At 68.4% G+C, this 17,520-nt stretch carries 10 protein-coding genes; 3 read left to right on the plus strand and 7 right to left on the minus strand.

Annotated elements, in window-relative coordinates:
* The first annotated feature begins 22 nt into the window (after positions 1-22).
* Positions 23-2,767, plus strand: coding sequence for a hypothetical protein (locus PLE19_17705; GenBank protein ID HPD16786.1), 2,745 nt, complete (start codon positions 23-25; stop codon positions 2,765-2,767).
* On the opposite strand, the gene PLE19_17710 is transcribed toward PLE19_17705, so the two are convergent.
* The 6 genes from PLE19_17710 to PLE19_17735 all read right to left on the minus strand — a co-directional run bounded on the left by PLE19_17710 (position 2,754) and on the right by PLE19_17735 (position 12,440).
* The gene (locus PLE19_17710) at positions 2,754-4,940 is read right to left on the minus strand and encodes a hypothetical protein (GenBank protein HPD16787.1); all 2,187 of its coding nucleotides are present in this window, start codon (positions 4,938-4,940) and stop codon (positions 2,754-2,756) included. The genes PLE19_17705 and PLE19_17710 overlap by 14 nt on opposite strands.
* A 79-nt stretch (positions 4,941-5,019) precedes the next feature.
* Positions 5,020-7,353, minus strand: a complete 2,334-nt coding sequence (locus PLE19_17715; protein HPD16788.1) for a DUF4838 domain-containing protein — start codon at positions 7,351-7,353, stop codon at positions 5,020-5,022.
* Positions 7,354-7,520: 167 nt separating this feature from the next.
* Positions 7,521-8,471, minus strand: a complete 951-nt coding sequence (locus PLE19_17720; GenBank protein ID HPD16789.1) for an aldolase catalytic domain-containing protein — start codon at positions 8,469-8,471, stop codon at positions 7,521-7,523.
* 43 nt (positions 8,472-8,514) lie between these two features.
* A complete protein-coding gene (aroB, locus tag PLE19_17725) occupies positions 8,515-9,561 on the minus strand; it encodes a 3-dehydroquinate synthase (GenBank protein ID HPD16790.1) in 1,047 nt (348 codons plus the stop codon).
* Positions 9,562-9,780: 219 nt separating this feature from the next.
* On the minus strand, positions 9,781-10,974 hold the full coding sequence (locus tag PLE19_17730; protein HPD16791.1) for a prenyltransferase/squalene oxidase repeat-containing protein: 1,194 nt from the start codon (positions 10,972-10,974) through the stop codon (positions 9,781-9,783).
* Positions 10,971-12,440, minus strand: a complete 1,470-nt coding sequence (locus tag PLE19_17735) for an efflux RND transporter periplasmic adaptor subunit (GenBank protein ID HPD16792.1) — start codon at positions 12,438-12,440, stop codon at positions 10,971-10,973. The genes PLE19_17730 and PLE19_17735 overlap by 4 nt, the downstream gene beginning before the upstream one ends.
* A 155-nt stretch (positions 12,441-12,595) precedes the next feature.
* Between PLE19_17735 and PLE19_17740 the strand changes: the two genes are divergently transcribed.
* Together PLE19_17740 and PLE19_17745 are read left to right on the plus strand one after the other, a co-directional pair.
* Positions 12,596-14,023, plus strand: coding sequence for a beta-glucosidase (locus PLE19_17740; GenBank protein ID HPD16793.1), 1,428 nt, complete (start codon positions 12,596-12,598; stop codon positions 14,021-14,023).
* A gap of 10 nt (positions 14,024-14,033) precedes the next feature.
* Positions 14,034-15,419 carry a hypothetical protein gene (locus PLE19_17745; protein ID HPD16794.1) on the plus strand — a complete coding sequence of 462 codons (1,386 nt, stop codon included), beginning with the start codon at positions 14,034-14,036 and terminating at the stop codon, positions 15,417-15,419.
* A 225-nt stretch (positions 15,420-15,644) separates the two neighbouring features.
* Here PLE19_17745 and gltA read toward each other — a convergent pair whose 3' ends face one another.
* Positions 15,645-17,066 carry an NADPH-dependent glutamate synthase gene (gene gltA / locus PLE19_17750; protein ID HPD16795.1) on the minus strand — a complete coding sequence of 474 codons (1,422 nt, stop codon included), beginning with the start codon at positions 17,064-17,066 and terminating at the stop codon, positions 15,645-15,647.
* Between the last annotated feature and the right edge of the window lie 454 nt (positions 17,067-17,520).

The raw sequence follows: 17,520 nt of genomic DNA on the forward strand, positions 1-17,520 counted from the left end.
ACCAGCAAGGAGCGTGACGACCATGCGGCGAGGCATCGTGGCGTTCTCAATCGTGCTGGCCTTCGAGGCAATGGCCGCCCAACGGCCCATTCAGGTGCTGGCGACCACGGGCGACTGGAAGAACCAGCCCTGGTATCAGAACCTCTGGATGCGCGACAAGGAGGGCAAGCCGCAGATCTACCGCGGCCGGTACATCGAGCAGAAGGTGGAGGCCATCGCCCCAGGCCGCTTCGCGTTCACCCATATCCCCAACTACATCGCCCAGCAGTATCTCGATGCCGATTATCTGAGCCAATTCGACGTTCTGCTCATCGGCGACCTCATGGTCCACCTCTCCGACCAGTTTCAGACCGCGGTGCGCGATTTCGTGAGGAACGGCGGCGGCTTGATCTACTGCGCCAACCACAAGTGGGGCATCGGGATGAAGGTGAAGGGCCAGCCCTTCGAAGAGGCCCTGCCCACGGCGTGGCCTGAGGCCAACGAGTGGGGCGAGTTCGAGAACTGGGTGGATGTCGAGAGCTTCATGCCGGACCTCCTCAGCCGCCGCCATCCGATTGTGAGGGGGCTGGACTGGGCGGCCGCTCCGCCCCTGGGCCGCGCCGTGAACATGCCGGCCAAGAAGGGCGCCACCGTGCTCCTCGCCACGCCCCGCATCGCAGTCCTGCCCTGGCAGGTCATCGGCCCCTGGCCGAATCCAGGCGGCACGGGCGGCTGGGACGTTGCCTACGAGCCTGAGAGGAAGATTGACCTGTCGGCCAGCTATACGGTCGAGGGGCAGAGGGAGCCTCTCAGGTGGCAGCGCGCCAGGGCCCGGGGCACGGGCGTCCTCGACCTCAACAAGCTGCTCACGCCGAACGACAATGTGCTGGCCTATGCGGTGCTCTATGTCAAGAGTCCCGACGCCCGCAAGGTGCTCTGCGCCGGCTTCGCCGACGACGGGATAAAGGTCTGGGTCAACGGGAAACAACTGCCCGGCGATCCCAAGAAGGCGGGCGCGTGGCCCGGCAAGGCCGAGGCCGAGCTGGCGCGCGGCTGGAACGAGGTGCTGATCAAGTGCGTCGAGAAGACCGGCTGGTGGGGTTTCAAACTCGAACTCCTCACGCCCGACGGCAAGCCGATGCCCGACCTGGCCTTCTCCTACAAGCCCGCGGCCATGCGGGCGCGCGAGCAGGAATACGTCGAGCAGGCCCCCGTGCTCACGGCCTGGGACTTCGGGCGGGGCCGTGCCGTCTTCTCCGCCTCCATCTTCGCCAACGACGAGCAGTCGGAGAAGTTCGCCCAGGGTTGGCAGGATTTCGGCAAGTACTACGCCCAGCTCTTCGAGTGGGTCGGAGCCAACTCGAAGAACCAGAGGGCGACACTCAGGGATGCCCAGGCCGAGGTGAGGGCCAGCGTGGACTTCACGAGACCGCTCAACGCCATTGCCCCCGGCATCTTCAGCATCCACGGCAATGAAGGGATCAGGGACGTCGCCCTAGAGAACTACATGGCCCTGAACCCCAAGGGCGCCATCTCGCGCGGCTATCCCGATGCCACGGCCATCGAGGGCGTACCCGCGGGCGACAAGGGCGACAAGTGGGAGCCGCAGAACGACAACGACGACCCGAACGTCACTGACTGGTCGCGGATCAACAAGAAGGGCATTGACGCCTACATCGCCGAGTGCCAAGCCTACGGCACTGAGCCGATCCTGTGCTGCCACGGCATCCAGTACGGCTCGCCCAAGTGGATGTGGAAGGAGGGGCACTGGCTCGGCGAGGCGACAGAGCGCGACGCCGCCGAAATCGCGGAGATGGTCGGCGCCTTCCTGGAGCACGCCAACCGCGGCCGCAAAGGCAGCCCGAATTACGAGCTGAACGTGAAGTACGTGGACCTTGGGAACGAGCCCGAGCTCGACCACAAGAGCCTGCCCGGCTGGGTGCGAATCGTGAAAGCCGTCGGCCAGCGGGTCCACCGCGACCACCCGGGCGTCCTCGTCGGCTCCTACGCCCCCTACCAGATGCGCTACATTCGCCAACTGCTCGACGAGGCGGGCGGTGAGATTGACTGGCTCTCCTTCCATCCCTACGGCTGGACGGCGAGCGAGTTCTACCGCTTCACCGATGGGATTCAGGCCTACGCCCGCTCGAAGGGGCTGAGCAACCTGAAGCTGATGATCACCGAGTGGGACTTCTGGATCCAGGGCCGCGAGAAGTTCGACTACATGATGACCCGCTGGTTCGCGTCGGTGCCGCGCGAGGACCTGTTGGGCACCATTCACTACCGCCTGTGGCAGTACGTCGAGCCGATCTACATGTTCGGCGTGCTATGGGCCGGCTGGGGGCCGAAGGACGTGGTGGGCCCGAGGGGCACGCCGATCCACGACGCCTACGATGCCTTCTGGATCTGGCGCGACTTCCGCGGCCGTCGCGTCGCGACGACGAAGGCGCTCGCCTCCGCCGACACGAGCCCCCGCCTCCTCGACCACCTGCACCTCGATGCCAGCGAGAACGGCGGCAAGCTCAACGCTCTGCTCTACTACGGCTGGGCCTACGACGGCACAGGCTACAAGGACTATGCCAAGGGAATCGCTTACCCGAGGGTGAAGGTGAGCCTCAAGCTCGCACTGCCGCCCGCGACGGCGGCGCGAAACCTCACTATCTCGAGAGCCACGGGCGAGGGCTTCGAGGTCCTCGCCAAGGGGGTAGCGATTCCGGCAGGAGCGAAGGAGCACGTGCAGGCGATCGAGGCCGAGCCGCTGACGGCCTACTCGATCACGGTGGAGTGAGCCGCCACAGCCGCGTGCGATAGGCGGGCATGGCCACGCGAATCGTCTCGCTCGGCTCGGGCGAGCGCTCGCAGGTCCACAAATCGGTCGCGATGGCGGGCCGGGGCAGGCGAATGACCTTGTCGCCCGCCGACGCGGTGTGGAGGCAGACGAGTGAGCGATTGGCGTAGATCACGTCGTCGCTCTCGCACCACACGTGAGCGCCGGCGAAGCGGGCCAGGTTGCGGAGGAGCTTCGGGCCGAAGTTGAGCATCGCCAGGTACACGCTCCGCCAGCCGTCGTGGTGGCGGAGGGCGAAGGCGGGCTCGCCGCCGTCGCGCAGGCGCCCGAAGACGCAGGCCTCCGGGTCGTCGGCGAAGAAAACGGGGCCTACCGAGCCTTCGGTGCCGAAGCTGAGTCCCTCGCCGCCTCGCGTGAGCGGGTAGCCGCTGTCATCCACCATCACGCGAATCTGGCGCCGCTCGCGCTTCCAGCCGAGGCGCAGGCCGACGAGTTCCGCGCCAGTGGCGGGGTCGAGGCGCGTCTCGTCGAGGACGGCGGCCGCGTAGGTCCAGCAGAACACGCGGTCGCCATTCTGCCAGCGGCGGATGCCCTCGGCGGCACGGGGCGAGACATAGGCGCAGTTCACGAAGACGAGCAGGCGGTACTGGTCGCCGGGGAAATCGGGGTGCGCCAGGTCGTGAAGCTCGTAGGTGTCGAAGGGCACGCCCGCGAGGCCCCACTGGCGGGCCGCGAGGTCGAGCAGCAGCGGGTGGTGGCACTCCAGCTCGAAGCGGATCAACTCGCCGCTCATCGCCGCCTGGAACATCGGGGTGTCCTCGGAGCACACGAAGGCCACCTGGCTCGCCGAGCGGCGGTTCCACTCGACCGCCCGCTTCCCGATGTCCGAGAGCCGCTTCATCTCCGCCACGATGGGCGGCGGGGTGTAGTTGCGGCAGCGAATGTCGAACCACCAGTAGGGCGTGCCCGTGACCAGGTTGTGCGCGTGCTCGCGCTGGAGCAGTGCAATCTGCTCGTCCATGTCGCGCCCGCAGAAATTGAGGTCCCACTTCCACAGCTTGTCGGGCAGGGGGGGAGACTGCGGACCGCGGATTGCGGGTTGCAGATTGGCCTCTGGAATCGCCGCCACGGTGACGAGGTCTACTTCGGTGTAGTGGAGCTTGCCGCCCAGGTGGAGGCTGTGGGGGAGGCCGAGATAGCCCGAGGGGCCGCCGGGATAGCGACCGTCGTAGCTCGTGATGTCCGACACGAAGTCCACCCACGGGCTGTCCTTGAGCCGCTGAATCAGGCCGTGGCCGTATTCCTGGATGTAGCTGTAGACGCCGGTCTCCCACCACAGGTAGCTGTGGAAGCCGCCGCACAGGATGGGCGTGCCCGCCGCCTCCTTGGCGGCGCGGCAGACGGCGATGAGATGGTCGGCCAGCGTGGTGTTGAGGAATCGGTAGTAGTCAATCGCCGGCCGCTCGACGGCGGGGTCGCGCAGGCTGAACGGCCCCCAGATGTGGCTGCCCTTGCGCAGGTGGCCCGTGGGGCAGGTTGCGGTGTCGAAGGCGGCCTTCGGGTCGTTCCACGCCGCGCGGAGGGCCGCCTCGTCGGCGTAGGTGCGGCGCAGCCAGGCCCGGAACTCGCGGGGGTAGACCCCGTGGTAGCGACCGCGCGTGGTCTCGTCGGTGTCGAAGATCAGCCACTCCTCGGTCGAGCCGGCGTTGAGCATGAAACCGATGATGCGCGGCGCCCAGCGGGTGGTCTTGAGCCAGGCTACGAAGTCGCGCACGAGGCCACAGACCTTCTCACACCAGACCGATGAGGCGATGTTGCAGACCGACAGATCGCCGCCTTTGTGGACTTCGCTGGGATAGGCCTGGGCGAACCAGGGGGCGAGGAGGCCCAGGCGCACGCGGATGATCCAGCGGGTGTCGCCGCCGTGCTGTTCGAAGAAGGCCAGCTTCCTCTCCGCGTAGCCCCAGTCGTAGCTTCCCTCCCCCTTCCAGCAGTGAATGCCGGCCTCGATCCAGATCATCAGGAGTTCGGCGCCGCCCTCGACGAAGCCCCGCACGACGGCGGGATCGTCGAAGGCGCAGCTCGTGGCTGTCATGCCGTGGAGCGGCTGGCCCTCCACGACGAGGGTCGGAACGCCATTGCAGGTTTGCACTTCCGCGCGGGCAAAGGCCAAGACGATGTCTCCTGGCAAGGGCGAGGACGGCCTGAAGGCGGAACTCCAACCCAGGACCGCCTGAAGGCGGGACTCCGAACTACTCCGTGAAGCGAATGGGGCCGAAGGCCATCATGTTGTTGCTGGGTCCCGCGAAGGTGGTGTTGAGGCGCTGGTACTCGCGGGGCTTGCCGTCGCACACGCGATGGCGGGTGAAATTGCCGAACCACTGGGCGCCCGGCGCCGGGGCCACGGCGTCGGCGAACGCGGCGATGGGCACGAAGACCTCCAGGCTCCAGAAGTCGGCCCCCACGTGCGCCGCGGCCTTCAGGCCCTCGCACGTCCACTCCACGCTGCGCCCTTTGGCGTCGAACACGGCGCCGTTGGGGTTGATGATGAGCTGGTAGTAGCCGGTGCGCTGGCCGGTGGCGTCCAGGAACAGCTCGACGTTGTCGTTCCACCACGCGAGGGAGTCGTCGCGTCCCTGGATGTCGCGGCGGAGCCTGTCGGGCGTCGGTTCGGTCATGCGGAAGCCGAAGGTCACGCCGCGGGGCGTCCACACGGCCTTGAGCGTCGTGGGGAACTGGCACTGGGGGCTCGCCTTGTCGGTGGCGCGGATGAAGGTGACCGCTTTCGCCTTGTTCCAGACCTCTTCGTCGAGCTTGCCGTCAATGATCGGCTCGGCGGCGGCTCTGGGCACGACGAGCGGCGTGCGGTTGCCGCTCTCGGCGTAGTCGCGGGCCTCGGCGAAGAAGTCGGCCAGAGGCTTGCCGAGGTAGTCGAGGCGCTGGAGCACCAGGGCATCGCCCGCCGCCTCGCGCCGTGCCTGTGCGAGCAATGCCTCCATCCTGGCGATGGTTTCGGGCGGATAGCTCACCTCGTAGATGCCCTTGGGCGAGAGCGTGGCGTCGGGCCAGCGGCTCTTCTCCCAGCCGTCTGTCTGGAGGGCGACGAGTTCGCGCATCGTGGCCGCGGCGGCGCCGAACATGCGGCGGCAGTATTCGGCGATCACGGCGTCCACGTCGAGGTCGGGGTTCCACAGGCACTTCATCCAGACGTAGAGGCTGAGGTTCTGGCGGTCCCAGTGGTCGCGCTCGCCGTTGATGAAGCTGCCGACGGTCTTGCGGCGGTTCGCCGCGTAGTGGCGCTGGACGACGCGGGGGAAGAGGTAGGCGGCGCGGGTCTGGTCCTCGGGCCAGCACGAGTAGTGCCAGTTCTGGATGCGGCGGCCGGTCAGGCGCACCCAGCCATCTATGTTCGCCTGCTCGCTGGCGGCGATGGCCGGCTCTTTGCACTGGGCGAGGCCGGGCATGCCGCAGAGCTGGACCTCGACATTGTCGGGGAACTCGACGCCCGGGGGCACGTTGGTGTAGTTCTGGTAGGGCAGGTAGATGACGGTCTTGTCGGGCCAGCGCTTCTTCACCTCGCGGGCCAGGTTGGCCACGAAGGTGGCGATGACCTTCGACGCGGTGCCGTACTGGCCGCCTTCGGGCTGCCAGAGCTTGCGGCAGTGCTCGCAGGTGCACGAGACGGCCATGTCGTTGGGCGACACCGTGATCGAGTTGCCGATGGGCGGCTTGCCGCCCCAGGGCGCCTTGTCGCCCCTCTCGTAGAAGGCGGCCAGGGTCTCGAGGTAGGTTTCGAGCGTGCGGGGGTGGCCGTAGCAGAGCATGTCGAGGTTCCGCGAGCCATCGGAGCGCCGCTCGAAGCACTCGGGCCGCTCCTTGCCGTAGATGGCCGGCCAGCCCGTGGGGCTGTGCACCTGGAGGCGGACGGGCCAGGCGTCGTTCGACCGCATGCGGCGGTGGTGGGCGCCGGTGTGCGGTGTCACCGTGGGGCCTCCCGAGGGCCAGATCTCGCGCTTGAGGAACACCGGCGCGTCCTCGACGAGCACGGGGGGGACCACCAGGTCTCTGCTTGTCGGCACCGAGGCGCCGATGTCGCCCGGGAAGTACCAGCGGACGCCAACGAAGCGCTCCAGGAAGTCGTAGATGCCCCAGGCCGTGCCGCAGGACAGTGTGTGCGGGGCCACTTCGCCGTCGCGGCCGGCGATGAGCACCTTGTCGCCCTCGGCCCGGATGGCGAATCCCTCCACGGGCATGCGGTCGCCGCCGAGGCTCGGCTCGCCGACCACGATGGCCGTGCCGTGGAACTTGCCCTGGATGATGGGCAGCTCGGCCCCTGTGGCCAGCTTGATGAAGTGCTGGAGGTCCTTCACGGCGGCCTGGAGGGCGGCCGAGTGGCGCTCGTTGGGCACCACGACAGCGATGCAAGCCTTCGGTTGCCCGTCCTGGACGAGGACGACGGGCGGGCCGCCCAGGCGCCGTATCGTGCGTGGAGGCGTCAGGTCGCCCGTTCTCGGCACTCCGCAACCTGCTGCGACGAGGCCGACCACGACAACGCCGACCGTCTGGAGGCTCTTTCGGCCGCTCACGGGCGCTCTCCTTTCGGTGCTAACCTCCCGCGGGTTGCGAACCCGCGGGAGGTTGGGGTCGGGAGGGTGGGGTCACGGGCGCTCGCCCTCCGGCGGCACGTCCACGACCCCCCAGACTCGCCCATCTTCCTCGCCCCAGGGAGTCTGGGGAGACTGGGACCGAACCCTCACGCCAGGGTATCGTCTGTGACGACGCTGTCGTAGAATCCCACAATATCCTCGCGGCGGTCGGACTCCATCCAGGCCATGGCGGCGCGGGGGTGTTCGTTCATGACGCCCGAGACCAGGTAGGGGATGTGGTAGCCCCAGTAGATCTGTTTGCTGAGGGGGATGATCTTGTCCTGAATGGCCTTGAGGAGGGGCCGGACGCGGAACTTGGGGTTCTTCAGGAACGACATGAGGCATTCGAGGGGGCAGTTGCCGGCGCCGCGGCCGACGCCGAGCAGCGAGCCGTCGAGCATGTTGCAGTTGTGGATGATCGCCTCGATGGTGTTGGCGAAAGCGAGCTGCTGGTTGTTGTGGCCGTGGAAGCCGATGGTGCGCCCGGGGAGGGCGGCGTGATACTTCTTGGCCAGGGCCTCCACCTGCTCGCAGTACATGGCGCCGAAGCTGTCCACGATGTAGAGCACGGGCACGCGGCTCTTCGCCACGTCGTCGAGGGCCTCGTCGAGGTCGCGCTCCATGACCTTCGAGACGGCCATGAGGTTGATCGTCACCTCATAGCCCTTGTCCAGGCAGTGCTCGGCCATCTCGATCGCCTTGTCCATCTGGTGGACGTAGCAGGCGACGCGGATCATGTTGAGGACGCTATCGGCCTTCGCCGGGATGTCGTCGTGGTCCACGCGCCCGATGTCGGCCATGGCCGAGAGCTTGAGCTCGGTGTGGTTGTCGCCCACGATGCGCCGCAGGTCGGGCTCCGAGCAGAACTTCCAGGGGCCGTTCTCCGCCCGCGAGAAGTACTTCTCGGAGCTGATGTAGCCGATCTCCATGTAGTCCACGTGGGCTTCGGCGCAGGCGTGATACACGGCGCGCACGAAGTCGTCATCGAATTTCCACTCGTTCATCAGGCCGCCATCGCGGATCGTGCAGTCCACCACCTTGATCTGCGGTCGAAACATCAAGCTCTCCTTGGCTTCATGGGCGTGGGGGCAGTCCACAGCTTCATTGCCCCCGGATGTCCTTCAGCGCGGCTCGGAGGGCCTCGGGCGGCACCTCGATGGCGTATTGGCCACACGGCGCATAGACCTGGCCGATCGCCTCGATGAGCACGAAGCGCGGGGCGCCGCCGCGGGCCTTCTTGTCCCGCGTCATGAGATCGGTCAGTTGCGTATCCCGAAGCCCCTGCGGCAGGTGTACGGGCATGCCCAGACGCTCCAGCACGGCCACGCAACGGCGCGAGACGGCGGGCGCGGTCACGCCCAGGCGCTCGCCGAGGCGGCAGGCTCCCACGATGCCGATTGCCACCGCCTCGCCGTGGAGGAGCGCGTAGCCCGTGGCCGACTCGACGGCGTGGCCGATGGTGTGACCGAAGTTCAGTATCCGCCGCAGGTTAGCCTCCTCGGGGTCGCGGAACACGACGTCGCCTTTGATGGCGCAGTTGCGGAGCGCCAACTCGGTGAGCGTCGCCGGGTCGCGGGCGAGCACCTCGACCAGGTGGGCCTCCAGAAAGTCCAGATAGCCCACATCAGCGATGAGGGCGTGTTTGACCGACTCCACCAGGCCGGCGCGGTAGTGGCGATCGTCGAGGGTCGCGAGCGTCGCCACATCTATATATACGGCAAGCGGATGGGAGAAGGCACCGTAGGCGTTCTTCGACAACTGGCTGTCCACCCCCACCTTGCCGCCGATGGCCGAGTCGGCCTGGGCGACCGTGGTGGTGGGCACCTGGACGCAGGGTACGCCGCGCTTGAAGATGGCGGCGGCGAAGCCCGCCACGTCGCCCACCACGCCGCCCCCCAGGGCGATGAGCGTGGTGTCGCGGCCATAACGCTCGCGTTCAAGGACACTTACGATGGACTCGACCGTGCGGAGCGTCTTTGCCCCCTCGCCCGGCGGCTCGATGACGAACGCGCCGATGCCTGTCGCGCCCGCCAGCGTGGCCAAGTGGCCCGCGCGTTGGACGTTGGAGTCCGTGACCACGAACAAGCGATTGGCGTCGCGCCCGGGTCTCAGTTCAGGCACGAGCCCCCCTAGAATGCCCCTGCCCACGCGTACCTCGTAGCGCGACTCTGCCCGCGAGGGGATTCGCACCGTGTGGATGTGGACGCCTGTGGGCACCTGCCTTCGCTCCCGGCACTGGGTATCGGGGAAACAAACACCAGGGGCAAGATCATATCGCCAATGGGCGTCGAAAGCAAGCGCGCGAAGCGAAGCGGGGCAGGCTGGCGCAACCTCAAGACTCCCCAGACTCGGCAGGCCTTCTGGGGGCTAGCTAGCGGGCAGGCAGCGCACCAGGCTCATGAGGGCGAAGGCGGTGCCGTACGCTTGATGGTAGTCGTAGAGCGGGTAATCCCACCACGAGCCGTCCTTCTCCTGGCGCGCGAGCAGGATGTGGGCGAGGTGGCCCTGGAAGCAAGGGCGATCGGCAGGGTCCAACTGGCCGATGCACAAGGCGGCATAGTAGTGGCCGAAGTAGTAGAAGTAGCCGGCGACCTGGAACCAGGATTCGTGCGGGATCGGCCTCTTGGCGCCGATGCCCAGCCAGTCGTTGCGGGCGAAGAGGCGGTTGAGCCAGGCCTTGAGGATGCCATCGGTCACCGTGGTGTCGCCCCAGAGGCGCATGGCGATGTTGCCGGCCTGGGAGCGGCCCAAACTGCCGCCGGGGAGGTTGATATTGGCCCTGGGCCACCAGCGGTGGTTCTCGCTGTAGAGGTAGGTGAAGTCGGGGCTCCGCTGGCGCCGCATCGTGGCCATGGCCCGCTCGACCAGACGGTTGGGCACGGCGACGCCGGCGGCCTTGGCCTCGTGGAGCGCGACGAGCGCGGCGGCCGTGGTGAAGCTCGTGGGGTGGCTGTCGGGCCTCTGCGTGTGGGCGCCGAAGTCGTAGTAGCCCCAGCCGCCGGCCACGGATTCGTAGCGTTCGAGCATCTGGACCTGCTCCTGCGCCAGCTTCAGAAGCCGGTCGCGGCGGGCGGGGTCGGCGGCGTGGCGCTCCGCGAGGCGCACGAGGGCCTGGATGCCGTAGGCGTGGCTCCAGCAGTTGTAGAGGGCCGCCGGCTCGGCGCGGCGCACGCGGGGCAGGTTGGCCACGAGCCAGGCCTCACCCCGGTCAATCGCTTCGCTGGCCTGAGCGCCCCCAGCTTCGATGAGCGCCGCCACGGCGAGCGCCGTCACGGCGCCGTGGAACGCGTGGTGCGCGCCGGGCACGGGGGCGTAGATGTTCAGGCCCTTCGTGCGGCGGGCCGAGCCCCACGAGCCGTCCTTGTTCTGGGTCGTAAGGAGGAACTGGACGCCGCGCTGGATGGCCTGCTCGACGGCCTGGCGCGCTGGGGGCGTGATGGGCCTGGGCTTGGGCCCCCGCTCGGCCAGCGGCACGCGCGCGCACCCCGCGAGCGCGATGGTCAGAGCCAGCGCCCACCTGCTCAGTCCGCACTCCGCACTCTGCACTCCGCACTCGCTCACTTCTCGGGCCTCTCGAGCAGCACCACGTCGCCCGCGCTCAGCCCCTTGGTGATCTCGGCCTTGCCGTCGGACCGGCGCCCGACGGTGACCGCGCGCTTCTCGGACCCGCCTTCGGCCTTCTGGACCCAGACGAACGTGGCCTCGCCCTCCGTGGCCAGCGCGGCCACGGGCACGGCCAGGGCATCTCGCTTCTCGTACGACGTGAGCTTCACGTTGGCGTTCATCCCGGGAACCAGCGGCGGCGCGCCCGGGGGCACGGTGACGCGGAACTTCGCCTCGAAGTTCCCGGGCGTGACGGGCACGGGCGACAGGCTGTCGAGGCTCGCGGCGAGCTTTGTGCTGGGGAAGCCGACCGGCACGACCTCGGCTTCGCCGCCAGGGGCCACGCGCTCCAACTGCTCCTCGGGCACGGCGGCACGCACGAAGAGGTCCTTGGCCACGACCACCGACATCACGACGTCGTGCGGCTTGAGCTGCGCGCCGCGTTCGAGGGTCTGGCCGAGTCTCGGCCAGGCCCCGCGCACGCAGCCGCCCATGTACACCACGCCGTCGCAGGGGGCCTTCACGACCATCGCCTCGCGGTCCTTCTTCATCTTGGCCAGCCGTTCGGCGGCCTTCGCCTGGTCGGTCTTGCCTTTCTCGACGTCCAGCCGCTTCTTCGTGAGCGAAGCCGGGATGGCCACCTTGGCCTTCACCAGGCCGACCGCCTGGCGCGTGGCGCTTTCTTTGGTCGCGATGTCCTGGCGCGGAAGCTCGATGCGGAGCGTCTGGTCGGACTTCTGCTTCGCGAGTTCAAGGGCGAACTTGGCCCGTTCGACCGTGTCGCGCTGGCGCTTGAGGATGATCTCCTCCGTCTCCTCGGTCAGGTCGTCGGCCTTGTACATCTTCTCGAGCTGGCGCAGCTCCTCGGTCTCGTATTCGAGGTAGTTCGTGGCGTTCTGGACGGCGACGTGCGCCTGCTTCACCGCCATCGGGCGGTCGGTCTCCGTGTAGCGCTGGAGGTCCTCGTCGGCGTACTGCTTGGCGCGCTCGGCGGCGGCGAGGTCCATGGCGAGCGTCTTCTCGGCCGCGGCGAGTTCCTCCAGGGCCACCTTCAGCGCGGGGTCCATCTGCGCCAGGGCGGCCTCGGCGTCCTTGATCGCCTCGTCAATCTTCTGCGGGTCGAGCGACAGGATCACGTCGCCCTTCTTCACCGGGGTGCCCGGCGCGGCGGCCTCGAGCACCGTGAGCTCGGCCCAGGCTTCGGGGCGGAAGACCACCTCGGCGACGTGGGGGGTCTCGAAAACGCCCTTGAGTTGCGCCTCGACCTTGAAGAGTTCGGGCTTCACCGTGTGCGTGGTGGGCTTCGGCGCCTCTTTGGGCGCGTCCTTGGGTGCCTCCTTCGCCGCCTCGCCGGCGCCGGCGTGCCGCGCTGCCAGCGCCACGAGCACCACCAGCAGCCCCCCAGCCATCGTGCGTCGTCTCACGGTCGTCCTCCTGGAGTCCGGGTGTTCAGCCTTGCTCCATCCATATACCTGAGATCGCAGCCCGGATCAAGCGCGGGTTTGCAGCGGGTGCCCAGCCACGCTAGAATGGCCGCAGGTGCACGGCCGGAACCCTCGGGAGATCGCTCGTGCCGGGCATGGCTCGCCGCACTTTCCTGAAGTCCGGGGCTCTGGCCGCGGCAGCGTGGGGCCCCGCGGCGGCGCTCGCTGCCGAGGCCCCGCATTCCGCCATCGCCTTCGAGGCCATCGGCGTGGTGGCGCCCCGCGACGCGCGCGCCATCGCGGCCTCGCCGCTGTCGGTGGGCTTCGAGACTCTCGACCGCCGGCACTTCGACCCGGCCCGCGCCTGTCCGCTGCTGGCGAAGCTGGGCGCCAAGTGGGCGCGCTGCCAGACGGGCTGGTGCCGCTGCGAGACCGAGAGGGGCAAGCACGATTTCGCCTGGCTCGACGACGTGGTCGACTCCTTGCTGAAGATCGGCGTTCAGCCGTGGTTCAACCTGGGCTACGGCAACAGGCTCTACACGCCCGATGCCGACGACGCAGCGGTCGGCTGGGCGCCGGTATTCGACGACGCGGCCCGCCAGGCCTGGGTGCGTTTCGTGCGGGCCGTCGCCCAGCACTTCGCCGGCCGCGTGAAGCACTGGGAGCTGTGGAACGAGCCGAACATCGCCCAGTTCTGGAAGCCGGCCAAGCCCGAAGCGGCCGACTATGTGGCCCTCGTGAAGCTCACGGCGCCCGAGATTCGCAAGGCCGTGCCCGACGCGGTGCTCATCGGCGGCGCCACTGCGGGCATCCCCATGCCCTACATCAAGGCCTGCCTCGACGCCGGCCTGGCCGAGCACGTGGACAAGCTTTCGTACCACCCCTACCGCCCAGTGCCCGAGGCCGGCTACGACGGCGAGATCGCCGCCCTCCGCAAGCTGCTCGACGGCTACAGGAAAGGCGTCGCCCTCTGGCAGGGCGAATGTGGCTGCCCCTCGCAGGGCGGCAAGGAGAGCACCGGGGCGCTCGCCAACCTGGACTGGGACGAGGCGCGCCAGGCCAAGTGGCTGCTGCGCCGCATCCTCTCGGACCTGCGCCTCGGCGTCGAGCTGACGAGCTATTTTCACACGGTAGACCTCGTGGGCTATCGCGGGAAGACGAATTTCAAAGGCCTGCTGCGCGGGACCGACTACACGCCCAAACCCGCCTATTTCGCCTATCAGTGCCTGTGCGCCCTCTTCGACGCCGAAACGAAGCGGCGGCCCGACCTCACGCTCGCCCTCGTCGGCCAGCAGAAGGCGAACCTCCAGGACGCCGCGTTCGCCCGCCAGGGCAAGGCCATCCACGCCTACTGGCTCCCCGCGAGCCTTCAGGCTCCCTTCGAGCCGCGCACGCTGAACATGGAGGTCGCCACGGCGCCCGACGCCGCCCTTGCCGACCCCGTGCTCGTTGACCCCATGACGCGCCGCGTCCATAGGCTGCCCGGGGCCAGGACGGCCGGTCGCGCGCTGGCCCTCGAGAACGTGCCCGTGCTCGATTATCCCCTGCTCGTCACCGATCGGGCAGTCGCGTTGGCCCAATGAGGAGAGAACGATGAAGGCCGTGTTCGTCGGCGGCGGCGCCCACCGCCACCTGGGCATCCTGCGGGGCGCCATGGCCCGCCAGGGCATCTTCGACGGCGGCGAGATCGCGCTGGTGGACCTCAACCTGCCGCGCGCCGAGGCGATGGGCCGCATGCTCCGGAAGACGCCCGAGTACGCCGCCCTCTCGTGCAAGGTCACGTGGACCGCCTCGCTCGACCGCGCGCTCGACGGCGCCGATGCGGTGAGCGTGGTGCTCATGGCCGGTTCGCCCCGCTCGTTCGCCCTCGGCCATCTGGCGAGCCAGAAGCACGGCTTCATGAGCTCCGACCAGCTCTCGCCGAACGGCGCCTTCCTGGCGCTCAAGGGCGGCCCCATCCTGATGAGCATCGCCCGGAAGATGGAGCGCCGCTGCCCCGAGGCCTGGCTCATAGACTTCGCCAACCCCGTGGCCGTGCTGAGCGCGGCGGTGAACAACCACACGAAGATCCGATGCCTCGGCGTGTGCGCCGGCTACCAGAATCACGCCTGGGATCTGCCGCGCCTGATGGGGCGTGACGAACTGTGCCACGACTTCGTGCTCGACGTCGCCGGCGTGAACCACCTCAGCTTCATCCTGGGCGGCACCTACCGGGGCCAGGACCTCTACAAGCTGCTGGCGAAGCACCTCACGCCCGACTGGCGCCCGCCCCGCTACCAGCCGTGGTGGAACGCCGTCACGAAGCAGAACATCACCTACGGCCTCCGCCGCCTCGTCGAGCTGTTCCACAAGTTCGGCGTCGTGATCTTCTCCACCGAGGGCGACGGCATGGCCCACCTCTTCTACGAGCAGATGATGGCCCGCAACCAGACGCGGCTCACGCGGGCCGGCATCGAGGCCGGCCTCAGGTACGGCCCCAAGGCCCGCGAGGAGGCCGACCGGCGCTTCCGCGCGCTGCTCGACCGCGACCTCGATGCCGCCTTCTGGGCCGAGCACTGGAAGAGCGACTTCGCCTTCCGCCGCGAGGACCACGACATCATCGTCAAGATCCTCAGCGCCCTGGCCGGTCTGGGCGAGGAGCGAATCGTCGCCAGCCACCCCCACCGGGGCGCGGTGGACGGCTTCAAGGACCGCACGGTCCTCGAGTACTCGCAGCTTCTGGGCGCCCGGCGCTTCCGCGCGGCGGGCCGCTACGCCATCCCCGACGCCTTCCACGGCACGATCAGCGCCCTGGCCACCCACCAGACGCTGCTCGGCGACGCCATCGCCACCGAGGACCCCCGCACCCTCTACCACGCGCTCTACGCCTATCCCGTGAGGCACAACAGCCCGGCCGCGCACGCCCTCTACCGCGACCTGCTCGAGATCAACCGGGACGAGATTCCGAAGGCGTTCCAGGGCGCGGCAGCCTACTTCTGAATGGCTTGCAACATCTCAGCCGGATGAACGGAGCGCCTGGAGTGCGGCCTCCGGGCCGGAGGGGAAGGGGGGAGCGGCATCCCCGAGGCTCGGTTCGGTTGTCCTGGGCAATGGCTGCCCGCCCGCACGTTCCAAGGCAGCCTGAAGGCTCCTCGGGCGGACCGAGGGCGTGTCGGGCATTCCGGAGCGTCTGTGCGTCTGCGGGCGGGAGGCCCGGTGCAGGCGTCAGCGGGGAGACGACACGAGGTACTGCTGAATGGCCCTGGCGGCGGCCTTGCCCGCGCCCATGGCCTTGATGACGGTGGCGGCGCCGGTGACGATGTCGCCGCCGGCGAACACGCCGGGCTTCGAGGTCTGCCCCGTGGCCTCATCGGCCACGATGTTGCCCCACCGCGAGGTGGCCAGATCGGGCGTCGTCGCGGGGACGAGCGGGTTCGGGCCGTTGCCGATGGCCACGATGATCTGGTCGCAGGGGAACTCGAACTCGGAGCCTTCGATCGGCACGGGGCGCGGCCGGCCCGACTTGTCGGGCTCGCCGAGCTTCATGCGGATGCAGCGCACCGCGCGCACCCAGCCCTTGTCGTCGCCCAGAATCTCGATGGGCGCCACCAGGAACTCGAACCGCACCCCTTCGTCAACCGCATGATGCACCTCCTCGATGCGGGCGGGCATCTCCGCCTTCGTGCGGCGGTAGAGGATGTACACCTCCTCCGCGCCCAGGCGCAGCGCCGTGCGAGCCGAGTCCATCGCCACGTTGCCGCCGCCGAAGACGACGGCCCGCTTCGCCCGCCGCACAGGCGTGTCGTGGTCCGAGCGGTACGCCTTCATCAGATTGGTGCGCGTGAGGAACTCGTTGGCCGACAGCACGCCGTTGAACTGCTCGCCGGGAATGTCCAGGAAGTGCGGAAGCCCGGCTCCCGTGCCGATGAACACCGCATGGTAGCCGTTCGACAACAGCTCGTCCACGGTGTCCAGCTTGCCGACCACGTAGTTCGTCAGGATCTCGACGCCCATCTTGAGCAGGGTGTCTACGTTTCGCTGCACGATGGCTTTGGGGAGGCGGAACTCGGGGATGCCATAGACCAGCACGCCGCCGGCCTTGTGGAAGGCCTCGAACATGGTCACCTTGTGGCCGAGCTTGGCGAGCTCGAAGGCCGCGGTGATGCCGGCCGGCCCGGCGCCCACGATGGCCACCCGCTTGCCGGTGGGCGGCGCGATCTCGGGGATGACCGTTTGCCCCTGCCGCATCTCGTAGTCGGCCGCGAAGCGCTCCAGATAGCCGATCGCCACAGGGTCGCCCTTCTTGCCCAGCACGCAGAACTTCTCGCACTGGTCCTCCTGCGGGCACACGCGGCCACACACCGCGGGCAGCGTGGTCTGCTCCTTCAGCTTCCGGATCGCGGCATCGAAGTCCCCCGCCGCGATGTGCTTGATGAATCCGGGGATGTCAATGCACACCGGGCAGCCGGTGACACAGGGCGGCTTCTTGCACTGGAGGCAGCGGCTGGCTTCGAGCTGCGCCTGTTCGGGCGTGAGGCCAAAGGGCACCTCGTCGAAGTTGTGCACCCGGACGTCTGCGGGCTGCTCCGGCATCTTCTGGCGGGGCGGGCGTTCCTTCTTCGGCGGCTTGGCGACGGGCTCGGACACGGGATGCTCCTCTATGCGGCGCGCTTGCGCGCACGGTACACCGGGCCTCGGCAGCTCTGGCGAGGGAGATTGACGCAATCCCAGGTTCCCGGCTTGATGACATGATAGGAAACCCGCCTCGGGCTGTCAACTTCATCTCGCGCCACGAGTAGTGTCTGTGGTCCTGGCGCCCGTGTCCCCCTGCCTTGGAAGCACAGGCTTCCCTCCCGAAGGTTCCAATCCCTTCGGGAGGATGGTTGGAGGGGCGAGAGCCGGGGGCATTAAGCCACCTTGTGTCTCTCGCCCCTACGCTCCGCCTGGGGGCGATGACCCGGACGCTCCAGCGTCCAACCCCAACCTCCCGCGGGTTCGGAACCCGCGGGAGGTTTCCGACTCCCGTGTCCTGTTTCCCCGGAAGGCGAAGAGGCCGCGGAGCGGCCAAGAGGCCCGTCCCCACGCAGAGCGTAGGGACGAG

Source organism: Planctomycetota bacterium, from assembly GCA_035384565.1.
Taxonomy (GTDB): Bacteria; Planctomycetota; PUPC01; order DSUN01; family DSUN01; genus DAOOIT01.

What these genes read in the sequence shown, in the direction of transcription:
- PLE19_17705 (HPD16786.1), top strand. Translation starts at nt 23, where the DNA reads ATGCGGCGAGGCATCGTGGCGTTCTCAATCGTGCTGGCCTTCGAGGCA.
- PLE19_17720 (HPD16789.1), bottom strand. Translation starts at nt 8,471, where the DNA reads ATGTTTCGACCGCAGATCAAGGTGGTGGACTGCACGATCCGCGATGGC.
- PLE19_17740 (HPD16793.1), top strand. Translation starts at nt 12,596, where the DNA reads ATGGCTCGCCGCACTTTCCTGAAGTCCGGGGCTCTGGCCGCGGCAGCG.
- PLE19_17745 (HPD16794.1), top strand. Translation starts at nt 14,034, where the DNA reads ATGAAGGCCGTGTTCGTCGGCGGCGGCGCCCACCGCCACCTGGGCATC.